At 66.7% G+C, this 16516-nt stretch carries 14 protein-coding genes, 1 pseudogene and 1 riboswitch; of the genes and pseudogenes, 7 read left to right on the top strand and 8 right to left on the bottom strand.

Going from position 1 to position 16516, the window contains the following annotated elements; translation table 11 throughout:
• Positions 1-31 precede the first annotated feature (31 nt).
• Positions 32-1960, bottom strand: coding sequence for a primary-amine oxidase (locus CJ028_RS01040; protein WP_105033428.1), 1929 nt, complete (start codon positions 1958-1960; stop codon positions 32-34).
• A gap of 162 nt (positions 1961-2122) precedes the next feature.
• On the opposite strand from CJ028_RS01040, the gene CJ028_RS01035 reads away from it, so the two are divergent.
• A complete protein-coding gene (locus CJ028_RS01035; protein WP_105033427.1) occupies positions 2123-2719 on the top strand; it encodes a TetR/AcrR family transcriptional regulator in 597 nt (198 codons plus the stop codon).
• Between the two features lie 110 nt (positions 2720-2829).
• On the opposite strand, the gene CJ028_RS01030 is transcribed toward CJ028_RS01035, so the two are convergent.
• Entirely contained in the window at positions 2830-3048 is a 219-nt protein-coding gene (locus CJ028_RS01030; RefSeq protein WP_105033426.1) for a hypothetical protein, read from the bottom strand.
• A 264-nt stretch (positions 3049-3312) separates the two neighbouring features.
• Here CJ028_RS01030 and CJ028_RS01025 point away from each other — a divergent pair, with 264 nt between their 5' ends.
• Positions 3313-4257, top strand: a complete 945-nt coding sequence (locus CJ028_RS01025) for an AraC-like ligand-binding domain-containing protein (protein WP_105033589.1) — start codon at positions 3313-3315, stop codon at positions 4255-4257.
• 205 nt (positions 4258-4462) lie between these two features.
• Positions 4463-5968 carry an APC family permease gene (locus tag CJ028_RS01020; protein ID WP_105033425.1) on the top strand — a complete coding sequence of 502 codons (1506 nt, stop codon included), beginning with the start codon at positions 4463-4465 and terminating at the stop codon, positions 5966-5968.
• A 63-nt stretch (positions 5969-6031) separates the two neighbouring features.
• Here the strand turns inward: CJ028_RS01020 and CJ028_RS01015 are convergent, their stop codons facing one another.
• Positions 6032-6970 (bottom strand): DMT family transporter, encoded by a 939-nt coding sequence (locus tag CJ028_RS01015; RefSeq protein ID WP_205683903.1) that lies wholly within the window; start codon positions 6968-6970, stop codon positions 6032-6034.
• 168 nt (positions 6971-7138) lie between these two features.
• On the opposite strand from CJ028_RS01015, the gene CJ028_RS01010 reads away from it, so the two are divergent.
• The gene (locus CJ028_RS01010; RefSeq protein WP_105033424.1) at positions 7139-8050 is read left to right on the top strand and encodes a LysR family transcriptional regulator; all 912 of its coding nucleotides are present in this window, start codon (positions 7139-7141) and stop codon (positions 8048-8050) included.
• Between the two features lie 10 nt (positions 8051-8060).
• Here CJ028_RS01010 and CJ028_RS01005 read toward each other — a convergent pair whose 3' ends face one another.
• From CJ028_RS01005 to CJ028_RS00995, 3 genes are read right to left on the bottom strand one after another with little or no spacing between them, the layout of a single operon-like run.
• Positions 8061-9005: an aldose 1-epimerase family protein gene (locus CJ028_RS01005; protein ID WP_105033423.1), complete on the bottom strand. Its 945-nt coding sequence runs from the start codon at positions 9003-9005 to the stop codon at positions 8061-8063.
• A gap of 7 nt (positions 9006-9012) precedes the next feature.
• Entirely contained in the window at positions 9013-9717 is a 705-nt protein-coding gene (locus tag CJ028_RS01000) for a hypothetical protein (RefSeq protein WP_205683902.1), read from the bottom strand.
• Between the two features lie 23 nt (positions 9718-9740).
• Positions 9741-10895, bottom strand: coding sequence for a hypothetical protein (locus CJ028_RS00995; protein WP_105033421.1), 1155 nt, complete (start codon positions 10893-10895; stop codon positions 9741-9743).
• A gap of 98 nt (positions 10896-10993) precedes the next feature.
• On the opposite strand from CJ028_RS00995, the gene CJ028_RS00990 reads away from it, so the two are divergent.
• Positions 10994-11536, top strand: coding sequence for a gamma carbonic anhydrase family protein (locus CJ028_RS00990; RefSeq protein WP_105033420.1), 543 nt, complete (start codon positions 10994-10996; stop codon positions 11534-11536).
• 48 nt (positions 11537-11584) lie between these two features.
• On the opposite strand, the pseudogene CJ028_RS00985 reads toward CJ028_RS00990, so the two are convergent.
• Together CJ028_RS00985 and glyA are read right to left on the bottom strand one after the other, a co-directional pair.
• Positions 11585-12523, bottom strand: a pseudogene (locus tag CJ028_RS00985) (bifunctional methylenetetrahydrofolate dehydrogenase/methenyltetrahydrofolate cyclohydrolase); the annotation flags it as partial.
• A 273-nt stretch (positions 12524-12796) separates the two neighbouring features.
• Positions 12797-14068 (bottom strand): serine hydroxymethyltransferase, encoded by a 1272-nt coding sequence (gene glyA, locus CJ028_RS00980; protein ID WP_105033418.1) that lies wholly within the window; start codon positions 14066-14068, stop codon positions 12797-12799.
• 42 nt (positions 14069-14110) lie between these two features.
• A riboswitch (ZMP/ZTP riboswitch) is annotated at positions 14111-14199 on the bottom strand.
• A gap of 199 nt (positions 14200-14398) precedes the next feature.
• Here glyA and CJ028_RS00975 point away from each other — a divergent pair.
• On the top strand, positions 14399-15586 hold the full coding sequence (locus CJ028_RS00975) for an LLM class flavin-dependent oxidoreductase (protein WP_105033417.1): 1188 nt from the start codon (positions 14399-14401) through the stop codon (positions 15584-15586).
• Positions 15579-16250: an FMN reductase gene (locus CJ028_RS00970; protein WP_240607016.1), complete on the top strand. Its 672-nt coding sequence runs from the start codon at positions 15579-15581 to the stop codon at positions 16248-16250. The genes CJ028_RS00975 and CJ028_RS00970 overlap by 8 nt, the downstream gene beginning before the upstream one ends.
• Positions 16251-16516 lie beyond the last annotated feature (266 nt).

Genomic DNA, 16516 nt, shown 5'->3' with positions numbered 1-16516 from the left:
GGGATGGGAGCGGGCGCGCTCGCCTACCCGATCAGTGGCAGTGGCCACCGGATGCCGGCGGTACGTTCGCGGGCACGTCGAGCACGGGACTGCGGTCGAAGAAGCCGTCGGGGCGTAACTTGAAGCCCACGGTGTCGACCGGCATGATCGGCCAGTCCTCGACCCGCGGAAAGTGGGTGAGGCCGAAGGTGTGCCAGAGCACGATGTCCTCGCCGTCGATCGAGCGATCGGCCGCGATATAGGCCGGCAGCCCGGCACCGCCGGAGTGCTGGTTGACGAAGTCGCCGGTGGGATAGCGTTCATCTTCAGCGAAGCGGGTGACCCAGAGGCCCTTGGTGGCGAACGCGGCGCGCTGGGCCACCGACGACTCGGGGTCGGCGAGCAGCATGGGCAGCCCCTGCGGGTGCAGCTTGTAGGCCACGGGTTCGCCGAGACGGTTGAGGGAATTAGGGTTGGAGACGTGCCAGGTGCGGCCGATGGCGGCATCCGCGTCTCTGACGCCCTCGGACTCCGTGGCGAGCACGGTGCGCTGACGGGTGAACGCGTTGCCGCGCTCGTTGCCTGGGCCCATCGGTACGCGCACGACGTCTTCTTCTTCGACCCGGTTGGTGTCGCCGTCGAGCGCCATGTCGAGGCGGGCGCTGAACAGGTGCTGGTGAAAGGGGGCGCCGAGTCCGGGGGCGATCTCGGAGGCGTACGGATAGCCCTTGCCGGCGTAGGCGCTTGTGAAGACGACGCCGGTGGCCTTCGCCTCGAATTCGATGGTGCCGTCAAGGTAGAGGTACCAGTAGAAGCCGTAGTCGTAGTTGCCGACGGTGGTGAAGAAGCTGATCACGAAGCGGCGGTTGCGGCGGGTGTATTCGATGCCGCTCCACAGGTCGCTGTGCTTGGCGAGGATGCTCCAGTCCTCTTCGTGCATGCAGATGCCGTTGCGAATCTCGCGCGGGTTGCCGAAGCCGTCGGTGATCACCGGGCTTAGGTAGGTGATCTCGCCGAGGCAGTCGCAGCCGAGTTCGAGGGAGTTCGCGTACTGGCCCACGAGGTATTCGCCGGTGTCGAAGTAGTTCTGCCAGGACCGCACCGGCGCTGGGTCGCCGTAGGGCACGACCATCTCGGCAATGGACGCGCGACGGATGATGGATCGCGTCGTGGAACCATCACGAAAGCCGATGTTGTGCAGCACGACGCCCTCGCGCACGTCGAAGCCCACGTCGAGGCTCCATTTCTCCCACTCGATGTGGTTGCCGCCGGTGACGCTGAAGCTCACGCCCTCCGGCTGGGTGATGCTGATCGGCTTGAGCGTTTCACGCAGCGGGCCGGTCAGAGCAGGATCGGTGTAGTTGCCGTGTTCGGCCGGGATAGGCACGACGCCGAAGTCGAGCACCTGGTCCACCGTCTTCGCGACGATGTCCACGTAGGCGACGAGGCCGTCGATCGGGTGTGCCCAGGCGCTGTCCTCCGGAAAGTTCTGCACGAAAGCCAGGCCGCGCAGAATGCGGTGGCCCTTCTCGTTCGGGTACTCGAACACACCGGCCGAGAGGGGCGCGACACGGACGGTGGCCACGTCGATTCCGCGGGCTGCCAGGGCAGCGAGCCAGCGGGCATCCGTCGTGAGGAGTTCTTCGACGGCACCGAATTCTTCTTCGAGCACGGGTAGCTCGCCGGTGAGGGCGGTGTCGAGGGTGACGCTCGACTCGACGTTGCCGTGGGTCGCCGAGACGATCACGTCGGTGGGAGCTGCGCCGGACACGTCGTGCAGAAAGACGCGAAAGCGACGGTCGAGTTCGTGTGCGTTTCGCGGCGGGTCGAGCAGGCCGAGGTAGGCGACCCGAGAGCTGTCGCCGAACAGTCCGGCATCGGCCAGGATCGTTCGCACGAGTTGCAGCTCCTGCGGGGTGGGCAGTGCGAAGGCGGTCGCGGTGATACTAGGCACAGTGTCGGCAGTCTCGGCGGTGAGCATTGCGTCTCATTTCCTGGATCGGCCCGGCTGTTGCAGCTCCGGGGATTTATTTCCTATGGTTGTAGAATATAAATGGTCGGCATTGCTGCTGGCAAGCCTTTCGAGAAACTTTCTGACAAGCTGAGGCTCCCAGCTCTAACCGGCGCCACCAGAAGAGGGTCCATGCCGAAAGTCGTCGATCATGACCAGCGTCGCGTCGAGCTGGTCAATGCCACCTGGCGCATCATCGCCCGGCACGGCATCGAGGGCGCGACCCTGCGTGAGATCGCCACCGAGGCCGGATTCGCCAACGGCGCGCTCAAGCCCTATTTCGGCACCAAGGACGACCTGCTCACTTTTGCCTTCGGGCACGTATTCAGCCAGACCAACCTGCGCATTGAGCGCAGGGCCGCCGGCCTCACCGGGCTCGCCGCCGTGCGCGCCTTCTGCCACGAGATTCTGCCGCTCGACGACACGCGCGTGAGCGAAGCACGCATCGTGATTCCGTTCTGGCAGAAGGCGCTCACCAATGCAGCCAAGGCGCAGCTGCACGATGAGTCCATGTTGCAGTGGCGGCTGGCGCTGCTTCGCCACCTGGCTGAGGCGCGCGCGGCCGGCGAGGTACACACCGCTCTTACCGACACGGATGTCGTGGGTCACCTCTTGAACGTGCTGCTCGGCGCGCAGATCACCGCCGCGCTCTCCCCCGACGAGCACGCGCCGGAGCAGCTGGTTGGGCAATTGGACGGCTACCTGCACCTGCTGGCGACCGGCGCGTAGCGCTGCCCCATCGCGACGCGCTGCGACCGGCTACGAGCGGATGCTGTACTCGCGCTTGGCAGGCGTTGGTTGCGCGTGCAGCTGTCGGCAGCGCCAAGGATGTGCCGGGCTCACTGCGTATGCGCGTCATCCTTCGATTGGGACGGTGAGCTACGAACCGGAAGCAGAGTCCACAGGTAGGCCGAACTGCAGGCGGCCGACAGTGCGAGGAGGGCTCCTTGGCGAAGGACTACGCCAAGCACCGCGAACAGCGCGGCGGCTGCGAGGGACGCCCAGGCGACCCGGTTGCGAACATGGCGGGCAGCGGCCAGGCGAGCATCCTCATCCATTTTTTCGCTCCACTCGCGACCGGTCAATTACTATCCGGATCCTAGCCAGTTCCGGCGGCCAGCGTGCAGATCTATTTTCGCCGAGTGTCGAAAAAAGAATGACAAGGGAGCCGTGCAGGACTACATTGGCTGCAGACCACCTGGAAACGCCCGCGGGGCGGATCTGGTCAGTACCCAGCGAAGGAGCTGCGCGTGACGATGACGGTTGTGAACTCGGTGACGGGCGCCGCAGACAAAAGCATCATGCCGCCGCACGACACCGTTATGCGCACCGCCCCGGCACCCGCCGACCGGGTGCAGTTCGCCATCGCCGACTCCTTCTCGCAGTGGCGCACCCTCGTGTCTCAGTCTTTCGTTCCGCTCGAGGTGCGCAGTGCTTCCCGAACCTTCCACGGCACCCTGCGCTCGCGCGTACTCGACGAGCTCTCCATCGTCGAGGTCACCGCCAACGGACACCAGGTGATTCGCACTCCGTCGCTGATCGCGGCTTCCACTCGGCAGTATTTCAAATTGAACCTTCAGCTGACCGGTACCGGCATGCTCGTGCAGGACAACCGGGAGGCCACCCTGCGCCCCGGCGACCTGGCGGTGTACGACACCAACCGGCCATACACGCTCGAGTTCGAGAAGGATTTTCGCACTCTCGTGCTCATGTTTCCGCACGACGTGCTCGACCTGCCGGCCGATTCGGTGGGCCAGCTCACTGCCGTGCGGCTGCCAGGCGACGCCGGACTTGGCCGCCTGATCAGCCCGTTCATGGTTCAGCTCGCCGAGAACCTCGACGTGCTTTCCGGCGCGAGCGGACACCGCCTCGCCTACAACGCCGTCGACCTGATCGCGACCATGTTCGAGAGCGAACTGAACCTGCGCCGCGAAAAGGGGGCGCACGGCGATCTGCTGGGGCGCATCCGCTCGTATGTGGATGCCCACTTGGGCGACCCGGAGCTCTGCCCGGCGAGCATCGCGGCCGCCCACTTCATCTCGACCCGGCACCTGCACAACGTGTTCCACGAAGCCGACAGCACCGTGGCGAGCTGGATCCGCACCCGCCGTCTCGAGCACTGCCGCCGCGACCTGCGCGACCCCATTCTCGATGACCGTTCCGTCGGCACCATCGCCGCCCGCTGGGGCTTCGTCGACGCCGCGCACTTCAGCCGCATCTTTCGCGCGGCCTTCGGCGAAACGCCGCGCACCTACCGTCGCGCCTGACCCCTCTATTTTTTAGTCGCGCGGCGCCGTTCGCCAGCGCGCGCCCCGACGGCGACGAACCGTCACAGCATGCGCAATTCGACAACTGCGGTGCCGCAATTGGCAAACCGTTTGGCCCAGAGATTGCCACGCTGTGAGTCACAGGTGAAACGGATGCAGCAGCATCCGTTTCCGCTCACGCACCCGTACTCAACGAGGAGTAGCCATGACCCAGACCAAACCCGACCAGACGAGCGCACCGGAAACGGCCCTGCACAAGGGCCGCCTCGGCGTTCTCGGAATCGTCTTCTTCGTGGTGGCGGCTGCAGCCCCCCTCGTCGGGATGACCGGCGCGGTACCGGTGGCGATCGTGCTCGGCAACGGCGCAGCAGCCCCCGGCGCCTACGTGGTTGTCGGCCTCACCCTACTTGTCTTCAGCGTCGGCTACGCCGCGATGAGCCAGCGCGTCACGAACGCAGGCGCGTTCTTCGCCTACATCGGCCGTGGCCTCGGGCGCCACCTCGGGACGGCATCGGCGTTCGTGTCGATCCTCGCCTACCTGGCCATCCAGCTGGCCATCTACGGATTCTTCGGCGCCCTCATGGCCGGCCAGGTGGGCGTGCTGCCCTGGTGGGCCTGGTCGCTCCTGTCCTGGGGCGTCGTGACGCTGCTCTCGCTGCTCAGCGTCGACGTGGGCGCCAGGGTGCTCGGCGTGCTCATGCTGCTCGAACTGACCGCGCTCGTGGTCACCGCGGTCGCCATTCTGATGGACGGCGGGCCGGAGGGAATCAATTTCTGGGCCTCGTTCAACCCCGCTGCGATCGTCGCCGGTGGTCTGGCCGGCTCGGCCGGGATCGCGTTCGCGTTCGCGTTCGCCTCCTTCATCGGCTTCGAGGCCACCGCTATCTACGGTGAAGAGTCCAAGGATCCCAAGACCGTTGTTCCCCGCGCCACCTACCTTGCCGTCGTCGTCATCACCATTCTGTTCGGCCTGACCGCCTTCGCGATGGTGACCGGCATGGGAGCGTCCACCGTGGTTGAGAAGACCGTGGAACTGTCGACCGTGGCGGGCGTCCCCCTGGCCGATCCGGCCGCGGTGCTGTTCGCGCTGGCCACCCAGTACGTGGCCCCGTGGATGGCGACGCTCATGGGCATCCTCGTGCTGTCGAGCCTGTTCGCCGGGCTGCTCGCCTTTCAGAACGCGGCCAGCCGCTACCTGTTCGCCCTCGGTCGTGGCGGCGCGCTGCCCCAGCCACTCAGCAAGGTCAACGGGCGTGGTGCTCCGAGCACGGCGTCGCTCGTCACCTCGGTCATCACCGGCATCGTGCTCGTGGTGTTCGCCGTGTTCCATCTCGATCCGGTGCTCAACCTGTTCTACTGGTTCAGCGGCCTCTCGGTGATCGCCATCGTTCTCATTGAGATTCTGGTGAGCGTGGCGATCATCGCCTACTTCCACCGCAACAAGGGCCCCGAGAACATCTTCCAGACGGTGATCGCCCCGGTGCTCGCCACGATCGGCCTGCTGCTCGGCGAATACCTGCTCATGAGCCACTTCGGACTGCTCGCCGGTACTGTGGCCGACGGGGTCGACCCGACCACCACCTCGTGGGGACTCAGCACCATCGGCTGGGTGCTCGTGGCCCTCCCGTTCGTGTTGCTGATCGGCGGCTACATCTTCTCCCGGCTGCAGAACCACGAGAACGACGACCTGGTGCGGGACGTGCTGTCGTAGGGGCGGCATCCGCTTTGCCCGTGCCTTCGCCTTCGGGCCACTCGTCGTTGATTGAGCGGATGCTCACCGCACGTTCAAACGGTGGCCAGCCTCGATGCGTTGGCCCCAGAACGTTCCCGCGATGATGAGTACGGCCCCCAAGGCACCGATGAGACCGAGGGTTTCGCTGCCGAGCGACACCCCCACGAGCACCGCCCAGATCGGTTCGGTGCCCATGAGCAGGCTGGCCCGGGCGGCCGAGGTACGACGGATCGCCCACATCTGGGCCAGGAATGCGAACACGCTGCAGGCCAGGCCCAGGTAGAGCACTCCGATCCAGGCCGCTAAATCGAAGGTCGAGATCGCCAGGGCGAGCCCGGGCAGGTCGAACGCAGTGAAGACGACCGCACCGACCAGCGCCTGCAGCAGCGTGAGGGTGATCGTGCTGTCGCTCCGTCCACGCGTGAGGTGGCCCATCATCGTCACGTGCAGGGAGCGCACGAGCGCCGCCGCGAGAATGAGAAGGTCACCCACGTTGGGCTGCGCGAATCCGTTGCCGGAGACGAGCAGGGCGACCCCGACGACGGCGAGTACCGCCGCTACGAAGAAGGGTCGCGGCAGCCACCGCCGGGCGGCCACCGACTCGAGTACCGGAGTGACGATGATGGTGAGGCTGATGATGAGCCCCGCATTCGTGGCCGAGGTAAACGCCACGCCCTGCGTCTCAAGCCAGAGGATGCTCGCCTGGGTCACCCCGAGCAGCAATCCGAGCCCGAGCGCCCGCCGCGTCGGCAGTCGCTCGCGTCGCACGAACCACACGATCAGCAGGGCGACCGCCGCGACCAGAAACCGCAGGGCAAGCACGGCCGACACGCTCGCCTGCTCGGTGAGCACCTTCGCGCTGAGATAACTGCCGCCCCACACCGCGGCCACGAGCAGCAGTACGAGGTCGACGCGATAGCGTCCGAGGTGCGGCATCACGGAGCTGCGGCCGAACCGGGAGGGGGTGTGCGTGTTCGTCATCGGGCGCATGCCAGCTGTGACCGGTCCAAAACGGTGGCCACCGCGTGTTCGACCACGCCTGAAGTGGCGAAGCGGCGGATCCGTGTGATTGGCATAACGCAATGGTGCACAGGCGGCATCCGTTAAGTCTAGAGGGCATTTGTTGAACGGATGCTTTAGCCTGAGCTTATGGAATTGCGTCAGCTGGCCGTGTTGCGGGAACTCGGCGAGCGCGGAAGCGTCGCCGCCGTGGCCCGGGCACTGCACGTGTCGTCGTCGGCGGTGTCGCAGCAGCTCAGTGCTCTCGAGCGGCGCGCCGGCGTCAAGCTCACCGAAAAGCGCGGCCGGGTGCTCGGATTGACGCCAGCCGGACACGCCCTCGCGCTGGCGGCCTCCGACGTATCGACGGCCATGGCCCGGGCCGACGAGGCCGTGGCGCGGTTCCAGAACGACCCCGGCCTGCCGGTGACCGTGAGCGCGTTCCACAGTGCGGGTCTCGCCTGGTTCGGGCCGCTGCTGAACCGCATGCACTCCCGTGGCGGACCGACCGTCGGCTGCGGCGACGAAGATGTGCCGCGGGAGCGCTTCGCGCCCCTCGTCGCCGACTACGATCTGGTGATTGCGCACCGGGTGCCGCACGATCCGGCCTGGCCGAAGACCGTCGCCGTCACGCCGCTATTGTTCGAGCCGCTGGATGTGGCCGTGCCGGTCGGGCATCCGCTGGCCGAAAAGGTGTCGCTCACCCTCGACGATATTCGCGATGAACCGTGGGTTACCGGACATGTGGGCTTTCCGCTCGCGGAGGCGGTCAACGTGGTCGCGGCGGCGGCCGGTCAGCCGCTGCGCATCGTGCACCGCATCAACGAGTTTTTCGTGGCGACCTCGGTCGTGGCCACCGGGGCAGCGATTGCGCTGCTACCGCGCTACACCGGGGCGCCGCGGGGTGGTGACGGCGTCGTGCTCGTGCCATTTCGTGATCTGTCGGTCGGGCGGCAGATCGATGTGCTGAGCCGCCCGGAAACGCTCGCCCGAGCCTCGGTGCGGCGGGTGCTCGCCGAACTCGTCGACGTGGCCGGCAAGCATCAGGCAGCAAGCGCGTGACCGGCAAGCGTTAGGCCGACAGCTCAAACCCGCCATGACGAATACCCCAGCACACCACCCACTGCTCCCCCGGCGCCACCCAGTGCAGGCCCGCACCGGAGTTGAACGCGTCGGCGGGAGCGGTCATCGGCTCGATCGCGATTGCCAGGCCGCGATCCGGCTCGGCGGTACCCTGCGTGACCGGAAAAATGCGCGGCGTGAAGACCTGTACGTAGCGCATGTTCTCATCACCCCAGAGGGTGACCTTCCGGCCATCCGGCGCGGTGAGAGAATGCTCACCGACAGCGCCGACCCCGCCGAAGCCGTCGTCGAGATCGAGATCGCCGACCAGGGCGCCCGCGCGCAGGTCGAAGGAGGTGCCGTCAACCGGGGTTTCACCAATGGGATTGAGGCGGTCATCGACGTCAACGTGGGTCGCGGCATCCACTCGCACGACGAGGTCGCCCGTCGGCACGTCTCCGATTTTCAGATACGGATGCGCCCCCACCGCCACCGGCGCTGGCTCCGCTCCCACGTTGCGCACCCGGTGCGTGACATTGAGGCCCGTGGCCGTGAGCGCGTAGGTCACCTCCGTCTCGAGGTGAAATGGGTAGCCGGACTGTGGAAAGACCGTCACGGCCAGCGTCACGGCGTCGCTCTGCCTGGATACCTCACGGTACGGCGCGAAGCGCAGCAGCCCGTGGATGGCGTTGTGGCGGGCCGGCTCGGTGAGGGCGAGCTGGCGGGTGACCCCGTTCTGCGTCCACTTACCGTCGCGAATTCGGTTCGGCCAGGGCACGAGCACGATTCCGGCCGCCATCGGCGGCTGCACGGACTCGTCGAAGGTCTCTATGAGGTCTATGCCGTTCACGGAGTATGCCCGGAGACCGGCCGCGACCTCGGTCAAGACCGCGCAGGCCGGGCCGCTCGGAGTCTCACGGGTCAACACGTACTGGATTCCGGTGGGTGCGTGCATGCGTTGCCTAATCGTCGGTCGGTGAGCGGGTGAACAGTACGATGGTGGCATCATCGGACAGCGGCAAGCCAGAGCGCTCCACCTGGCGCTGGAATGCCCCCGGCAGCGGCGTGGCGCACAGCGCGTCCAGTGCTGCCACCGGGTTGTCGTCGAGGTGGTGCCAGGCGCCGTCGCTCAGCAGGGCGAACGCCCGCACGGAGTCTGCGGTGACCGACAGGGAGGTGATCTCAGCGCCGGCCGCCGGATCATCGGCGAAGATGGGATATCCGCCGGGCTGGTTCAACCGGGCTCGGTTCTCAATCAGGGCGGCGCGGGTGCCCACGTCGCTCGACTGGCGGTCAAGCGCAACGAGGCGGTCATCGAATACTCGCACCGTGGCATCCACGGTCTGCACGAGACACATCACATCACCGATCGTGGAGAACACGAGCTGGTCTCCGCGCATCCGCACCAGGGCGGCACCGGCCGAGCGGCGGTATCCGGCGGGCTCGAACCGGTCCCGCAACGCCGTGATGGCCCCACTCCAGACCTCGGAATCGGCGTCGGTCTTCGGTGTGGTCAACGCGCCCGCGATCGCCTGGGCGAACGCCTTGAGATCCTGTGGCCAGTCGTCGCCGAGCGGGGTCGCGCCGTCGACGACGCAGGCCTCGGCCGCGGCTACCTGCCAGGCGTCGTGGTTCTTACCGATCAGCGGCCGGTCGACGGTTGCCACCTGCCAGGCTGGTGCCCAGGTGCTCACCGGCGAGCGGACCGGTCAGTATCGAGACTCTGCATCGATCTGATGACCTTCTGCATGCCGCGGTTCAGGTTGTAGGTCGCGAACCAGACCGCGCCCCACAGAATGCCCGCGAACCCGAGCATGCCGAGCATGACCTGCCACAGGCCAGACGTCTCGATAAATCCGAACATTCCGGTCGCGAGCGGCAGCATCGCGAGGCCGACGGTGACAAAGCCGATCACGGTGATCGACTGGTTCTGCGCCGCACGAGATTCGATCGCGACCTTCTCACCAAGTTCCCGCGACATCGTGGCTGATTTCTCGGCGAATTCATCGATAGTGGAGTCGAGGCGACGCTCGAGTTCGACCTCACCGGCACGCACCACCCGCCGAATCTCAGCGAGAGACCGCTCGATCGTGTGTTGCAGGCGACGCTCGTTCGAATCGAAGGCGCTGCGCGATTCCCGATCAGCAGCCAGGCGCAGTTCGTCGAGGGCTTCGGAGATGTCGCGTTCGGAGACTCCGAGGCGCAGCAACAACCGTCCCTTGGTGAAGTGGAACTTGGGCCAGTCGCGTTCGGCAAGGGCGCCGCTGACGAGGTCGAGGGCTTCCCGCCAGGTGGCATCGCGCGTCGAGGACGCTCCATCGTTCCAGATGCCGTATTCCAGAAGAAGATGGGCGAGCCCATGCATGAGTCCGGCCGAATGGGGCATCAACGCATTCGCACGGCGGCTAAGCGCAATGCCCCGCTCCAGACCGGCCACATTGGCCCCGAGAAAGTTGATCGACTGGAGGTGCAGAACGAGCGCATCAGTATGCGGCCAGTCCACGCGCAGATTGGCCAACTTGTCGAGGACCGCATTACTCTGATCCGGCGCTCCAGCACGGCGATAGCCGATTGCTGCGGCCAACGCGGCAAACGCCCGCTGTTCGTTCGTCAGGCTGCCGTCGGCGGCGATCAGGGCCAGGGCATCGGGAGCGTGCTGAGACGAGGACCCGACGCGGGTGGCGAGCTCTTCAATGCCTCGAATATCGTTGAACACTCCGAGGTCAAGTAAGGCGGTGACCTGATCCGCGAGCGCAGCATGCCGCAGGTTGTCCCCGGCCGCGAGGATGTCCCCCTCGATTCCGCGCACCGTCTCGCGCTCGCCCACACTCAAAGTCACGCCCATGGCCCACTTCCCTCTCGCACTGTTTCGATTGTAGTAAACGTGCGCGCTGCGCCCGGTCGTCACCTGGGGCAGCGGATGCCGCCGCTAGGCTGACCCGTATGACTGCTGAGCGCTCCACCCGAATTATCGTCCTGCCGAACACGCCGGCTCCGAGCATCGCCGAGACCGCGTTCGTCGCTCCCGGCGCTGTTCTCGTCGGCAATGTCACCCTCGCCGATCGGGCCAGCGTCTGGTACAACTCGGTGCTGCGCGCCGAACTCGAGCCGATCACCATCGGGGCCGGCTCGAACCTGCAGGACAACGTCTCCTGCCACGTTGACACCAATTTTCCGCTCACCCTCGGCACCGGCGTCTCGGTCGGGCACGGAGCCGTGCTGCACGGCTGCACGATCGAAGACAACGTTCTCGTCGGAATGGCCGCGACCATCCTGAACGGCGCCGTCATCGGCACCGGGTCGCTCGTGGCAGCCGGAGCCGTCGTACTCGGCGGAACCGTCGTGCCCCCCGGTTCGCTCGTGGCCGGCGTTCCCGCGAAGGTCCGACGCCCGCTGACCGACGAGGAGATCGCGAGCATCCGGCACAACGCCACGAGCTATCTCTCACACACCGAGCTGCACCGCGCGGCCCTCGCCCAGCCGTAGTGGCGAGCGTACGTCGTGCCGGTAAATATGCGACACGCCGGGCGAATATCACTGAAATAACGGCGTGTCGGGAAATTTACCGGCGTTTGCTACGGCCGGCTGAATAGCCAGCCGGCCGTAGGCGCGCAGGGACTGCTCAGCGGCCTTGACCACGTTGGAGAGCAGCATGGCCCGGGTCATCGGGCCGACGCCGCGCGGGTTGGGCGAGAGGTGACCGGCCACCGAGGCCACGTCGGGGTGTACGTCTCCGATCAGGCGGCCCTTGCCGGTTTCCTCGTTGTGCACGCGGGTGATCCCCACGTCGAGCACCGCGGCGCCCGGCTTGATCCAGTCGGCCTGAACCAGGTGCGGCACGCCAACGGCGGCCACGACGATGTCGGCGCGACGCACCTCACCGGCCAGGTCGACCGTGCGCGAGTGAGTCAGGGTGACGGTCGCGTCGAGCCCCTTGCGAGTGAACAGCAGGCCGAGCGGGCGCCCGACGGTGAGCCCGCGGCCGACCACGACGACCTTCTGGCCCACGATCGGCACGTCGTAGCGGCGCAGCAGCTCGACGATGCCGGCCGGGGTGCAGGGCAGCGGTGAGCGCAGCTCGCCCTCGATGCCGAGCACGAGCCGCCCGAGGTTGGTCGGGTGCAGGCCGTCGGCATCCTTCGACGGATCGATCAGCTCGAGCATTGCGTTCTCGTTGTGACCGACGGGCAACGGAAGCTGAATGATGTAGCCGGTGACTTCGCGGCTGTTGTTCAGGTCGTTGATGGCCGCACGCACGTCGGCACTGGTCGCCGACCCGGGCAGGTCGATGCGCAGCGATTCGATGCCGACCTCGGCGCAGTCACGGTGTTTGCCGGCAACGTAGGTCTCCGACCCCGGGTCATTGCCCACGAGCAGGGTCGCCAAGCCGGGCACGACGCCGTGCGAGCGCAGCGCCGCGATGCGGTCCCGCAGCTCGGCCTTGATGTCGGAGGCGGTCTTGACCCCGTCGAGTGTGNTCCCGCAGCTCGGCCTTGATGTCGGAGGCGGTCTTGACCCCGTCGAGTGTGATTGCCGTCATCGTGGTTCCCTACTTTTGTTCATTCGGTTCAGTTCGCTGGGACGGGGCCCGGGCCCGGTCCGCGGGCCCAGGTTATAACCTGGGCCCAGGGACGGGGCCCAGGCCCCGTCCAGTGGTGATGGCTGGGTACCGGCCGGGTTCCGCGCAGCAGCGAGACAGGGGATGGCGCCGGCCGGGCCGGCCGGCGGCCTCCGTTTTCGAGAAAGCTACTGCTGCAGGCCGGAGTAGAGCGGGAACGCCCGGGTGAGCGCGCCGACGCGGGCGCGAAGGGCTGCGATGTCAGCGCCGGGCTTGAGGGCCTCGGCGATGACGTCGGCGACCTCGGTGAACTCCACGTCGCCAAATCCGCGGGTGGCCAGGGCCGGCGTACCGATGCGAAGGCCGCTGGTGACCATCGGCGGGCGCGGGTCGAACGGAACCGCGTTGCGGTTCACGGTGATGCCCACCTTGTGCAGGGCATCCTCGGCCTGCTGGCCGTTGATCTCGGAGTGGCGCAGGTCGGCGAGCACAAGGTGCACGTCGGTGCCGCCGGTGAGCACATCGATGCCGTGCGAGCGCGAGTCGTCGGCGGTGAGGCGGTCGGCGAGGATGCTGGCACCGCGCAGGGTGCGCTCCTGGCGTTCCTTGAACTCGGGCTCGGCGGCGAGCTTGAACGCGGTGGCCTTGGCTGCGATCACGTGCATAAGCGGCCCGCCCTGCTGGCCGGGGAACACGTTGCTGTTGAGCTTCTTGGCCAGGGCCATGTCGCGCGACAGAATGAAGCCAGAACGCGGACCGGCCAGGGTCTTGTGCACGGTGCTCGACACGACGTCGGCGTATGGCACGGGCGAGGGGTGCAGGCCTGCAGCGACGAGTCCGGCGAAGTGGGCCATGTCGACCCAGAGCAGCGCGCCGACCTCGTCGGCGATGGCACGGAAGGCCTCGAAGTCGAGGTGGCGCGGGTAGGCCGACCAACCGGCGATGATGACCTTCGGCTTGCTTTCCAGCGCCTTGTCGCGCACGACGTCCATGTCGACGCGGAAGGTCTCCGGGTCGACACCGTAGGCGACCGGGTTGTACAGCTTGCCGGAGAAGTTGAGTTTCATGCCGTGGGTGAGGTGACCGCCGTGGGCCAGCTCGAGGCCGAGAATGGTGTCGCCGGGGGTGGCGATGGCGGAGAGCACCGCAGCGTTGGCGGTGGCACCGGAGTGCGGCTGCACGTTCGCGTAGGCGGCACCGAAGAGCGACTTTGCCCGGTCGATGGCCAGCTGCTCGGCTACGTCGACGTACTCGCAGCCGCCGTAGTAGCGGCGCCCAGGGTAGCCCTCGGCATACTTGTTGGTGAGCACGGAGCCTTGCGACTGCAGTACGGCGCGCGGAACGAAGTTTTCGCTCGCGATCATTTCGAGGTAGTCGCGCTGGCGGCCGAGCTCCTGCTCGAGAACGGCGGCGATCTCGGGGTCAACGACCGCGAGCGGTTCGTTGAAGGTCGACTTCATAGTGGTAGCGGAATCAGGCACGGAGTTCTCCTTATATATGGATGTTGCGGCCCAGGCGTGCGGCCACTAACCGTGTCAGTCGCTCCCCGATGGTGACCCATCTTCGTGCTACGCCAGTTGCGACCCGCTCAGTATATCAGCGGATGCCGGCCCCCGCCGCCCAAACATCCGCTCACGCGTCGTGGCCCGCGCCCAGGACGCTGGCACTCGTTGCAACGCGTGCCAACTTCGCACACACGTGCCGTGAATCTCGAGCGGTCGGGAATAGCCGCGCAAGTTCTACCGTTATCATCGATATACATGCAGACGCATAGAAACTTGGAGGACGACATGCAGTTCGGAATCTTCACGGTCGGGGATATCACCACCGACCCCACCACGGGCGACACTCCCACCGAGAATGCCCGGATCAAGGCCATGGTCGCCATCGCGCAGAAGGTCGAGGAGGTGGGCCTCGACGTCTTCGCCACCGGCGAGCACCACAACCCGCCGTTCGTTCCGTCGTCGCCGACCACCATGCTCGGCTATATCGCAGCGCAGACCGAACGCATCATCCTCTCCACCGCGACCACGCTAATCACAACGAGCGACCCGGTGAAGATCGCCGAGGACTTCGCGATGCTGCAGCACCTCTCGGACGGCCGCGTCGACCTTACCCTGGGCCGCGGCAACACCGGCCCGGTCTACCCGTGGTTCGGCAAGGACATCCGTGAAGGCATCCCGCTCGCGCTCGAGAACTACGCCCTGCTCCGCCGCCTCTGGCGCGAGGACTTCGTCGACTGGGAAGGCCAGTTCCGCACCCCGCTGCAGGGGTTCCAGTCCACCCCGCGCCCGCTCGACGGCGTGCCGCCGTTCGTCTGGCACGGCAGCATCCGCAGCCCCGAAATCGCCGAACAGGCCGCGTACTACGGCGACGGCTTCTTCTCCAACCACATCTTCTGGCCAGCCTCGCACACCGCAAAGATGGTGCAGTACTACCGCCAACGCTTCGAACACTACGGCCACGGCACGGCTTCCCAGGCGATGGTCGGGCTAGGCGGCCAGGTGTTCATGAGCAAGAACTCCCAGGATGCCAAGCACAAGTTCCGTCCCTACTTCGACAACGCCCCGGTTTACGGCAACGGCCCAAGCATGGAAGACTTCACCTCGCAGACCCCACTTACAGTGGGCAGCCCGCAGGAGGTCATCGATCGCACCCTCGGATTCCGCGACTACGTCGGCGATTACCAGCGCCAACTCTGGCTGATGGACCACGCCGGCCTGCCGCTGAAGACAGTGCTCGAGCAGCTCGACCTGCTCGGCGAAGAGGTCGTGCCCGTTCTGCGCCGCGAGTTCGCGAAGAATCGCCCGGCCGACGTACCGGATGGCCCCACTCACGACTCCCTGCGCCTCGCCGCCCACACTCCGGTTGCGACCGGGTCCGGCAAGCGAGACGACCTCGACACCGCCGCCGCCATCGCGCCCGCCCGAACCGGCACCGCATTCGGCCTCGCCGGAACGGTAACGACGGGTGCCTGACACGATTAGACCTGAACGCACCCTGGCGGTCGTCTCCGCCGGCCTGAGCCAGCCGTCATCCACTCGGCTGCTGGCCGACAAGCTCACCGCGGCCAGCGTGGCGCGGCTGACCGACGAGGGTTTCACGACGCGGGTGGTGACCTACGAGCTGCGCGACTACGCGCAGGACATAATGAACAACATGCTCACCAGGTTCGCCAGCCTGCGGCTGGAGACGATGATCGAGGCCGTCACCGCGGCCGACGGCCTGATCGCCGTCACACCGATCTTCACGACCAGCTACAGCGGCCTGTTCAAAACGTTCTTCGACGTGATCGATAACCGCTCTCTCACCGACCAGCCGGTGGTGATCGGCGCGACAGCGGGAACGGCCCGGCACTCGCTGGCGCTCGACTACGCGCTGCGCCCCATGTTCACCTACCTGCACGCCGTGGTCGTGCCCACCTCGGTGTTCGCCGCCTCGGAGGACTGGGGCAGCGGCGACGGCGGCATCGACAGCCGCCTGGCCACACTGCCGGCCCGCATCGAACGCGCCGCCGGGGAGCTGGCCGCCCTGGTCGCCGCCTCCGACCGTTCCACTCGGGTGCGCGACCCGTTCGAGCTGCCCGCCGGCTTCAACCCCGCCGGTTTCACTCGTGTCGGCCAGCCTCCGTCTCGCCAGTAGGGCCCGCGGCTCGTTGATCGAGGCGGGAGCTTGCGAGCGATCCCTCACGCAGCAGGTCTCGATCGCTCGTTCCTCGTGCCTGGACCAGCGGATTCTTGCCTTTCGCAGACCGCTCGGGCGACTTCATGTGCGAGCGCGTGTCAGTGGTCGGCTAGGTGGGCCGGGAGCTCGTCATCTGCATCTCACCCCACCGGCTGTACCGGCATTTTTAGCAGCACTCTGAACGGCGTGGTGATCTGGCGTTCAATCCGCGTTCTCGGATGACC

The organism is Cryobacterium aureum, assembly GCF_002954245.1.
GTDB classification, from domain to species: domain Bacteria; phylum Actinomycetota; class Actinomycetes; order Actinomycetales; family Microbacteriaceae; genus Cryobacterium; species Cryobacterium aureum.
The sequence above is the reverse complement of the archived record's forward strand: the minus strand, read 5'-3'. Positions and strand labels throughout refer to the sequence as shown.

What these genes read in the sequence shown, in the direction of transcription:
- CJ028_RS00995 (WP_105033421.1), bottom strand. Translation starts at nt 10,895, where the DNA reads ATGGGCGTGACTTTGAGTGTGGGCGAGCGCGAGACGGTGCGCGGAATC.
- CJ028_RS01040 (WP_105033428.1), bottom strand. Translation starts at nt 1,960, where the DNA reads ATGCTCACCGCCGAGACTGCCGACACTGTGCCTAGTATCACCGCGACC.
- CJ028_RS01025 (WP_105033589.1), top strand. Translation starts at nt 3,313, where the DNA reads ATGCGCACCGCCCCGGCACCCGCCGACCGGGTGCAGTTCGCCATCGCC.
- CJ028_RS00975 (WP_105033417.1), top strand. Translation starts at nt 14,399, where the DNA reads ATGCAGTTCGGAATCTTCACGGTCGGGGATATCACCACCGACCCCACC.
- CJ028_RS01010 (WP_105033424.1), top strand. Translation starts at nt 7,139, where the DNA reads ATGGAATTGCGTCAGCTGGCCGTGTTGCGGGAACTCGGCGAGCGCGGA.
- glyA (WP_105033418.1), bottom strand. Translation starts at nt 14,068, where the DNA reads ATGAAGTCGACCTTCAACGAACCGCTCGCGGTCGTTGACCCCGAGATC.
- CJ028_RS01015 (WP_205683903.1), bottom strand. Translation starts at nt 6,970, where the DNA reads ATGACGAACACGCACACCCCCTCCCGGTTCGGCCGCAGCTCCGTGATG.
- CJ028_RS01030 (WP_105033426.1), bottom strand. Translation starts at nt 3,048, where the DNA reads ATGGATGAGGATGCTCGCCTGGCCGCTGCCCGCCATGTTCGCAACCGG.
- CJ028_RS01020 (WP_105033425.1), top strand. Translation starts at nt 4,463, where the DNA reads ATGACCCAGACCAAACCCGACCAGACGAGCGCACCGGAAACGGCCCTG.
- CJ028_RS01035 (WP_105033427.1), top strand. Translation starts at nt 2,123, where the DNA reads ATGCCGAAAGTCGTCGATCATGACCAGCGTCGCGTCGAGCTGGTCAAT.
- CJ028_RS00990 (WP_105033420.1), top strand. Translation starts at nt 10,994, where the DNA reads ATGACTGCTGAGCGCTCCACCCGAATTATCGTCCTGCCGAACACGCCG.
- CJ028_RS01005 (WP_105033423.1), bottom strand. Translation starts at nt 9,005, where the DNA reads ATGCACGCACCCACCGGAATCCAGTACGTGTTGACCCGTGAGACTCCG.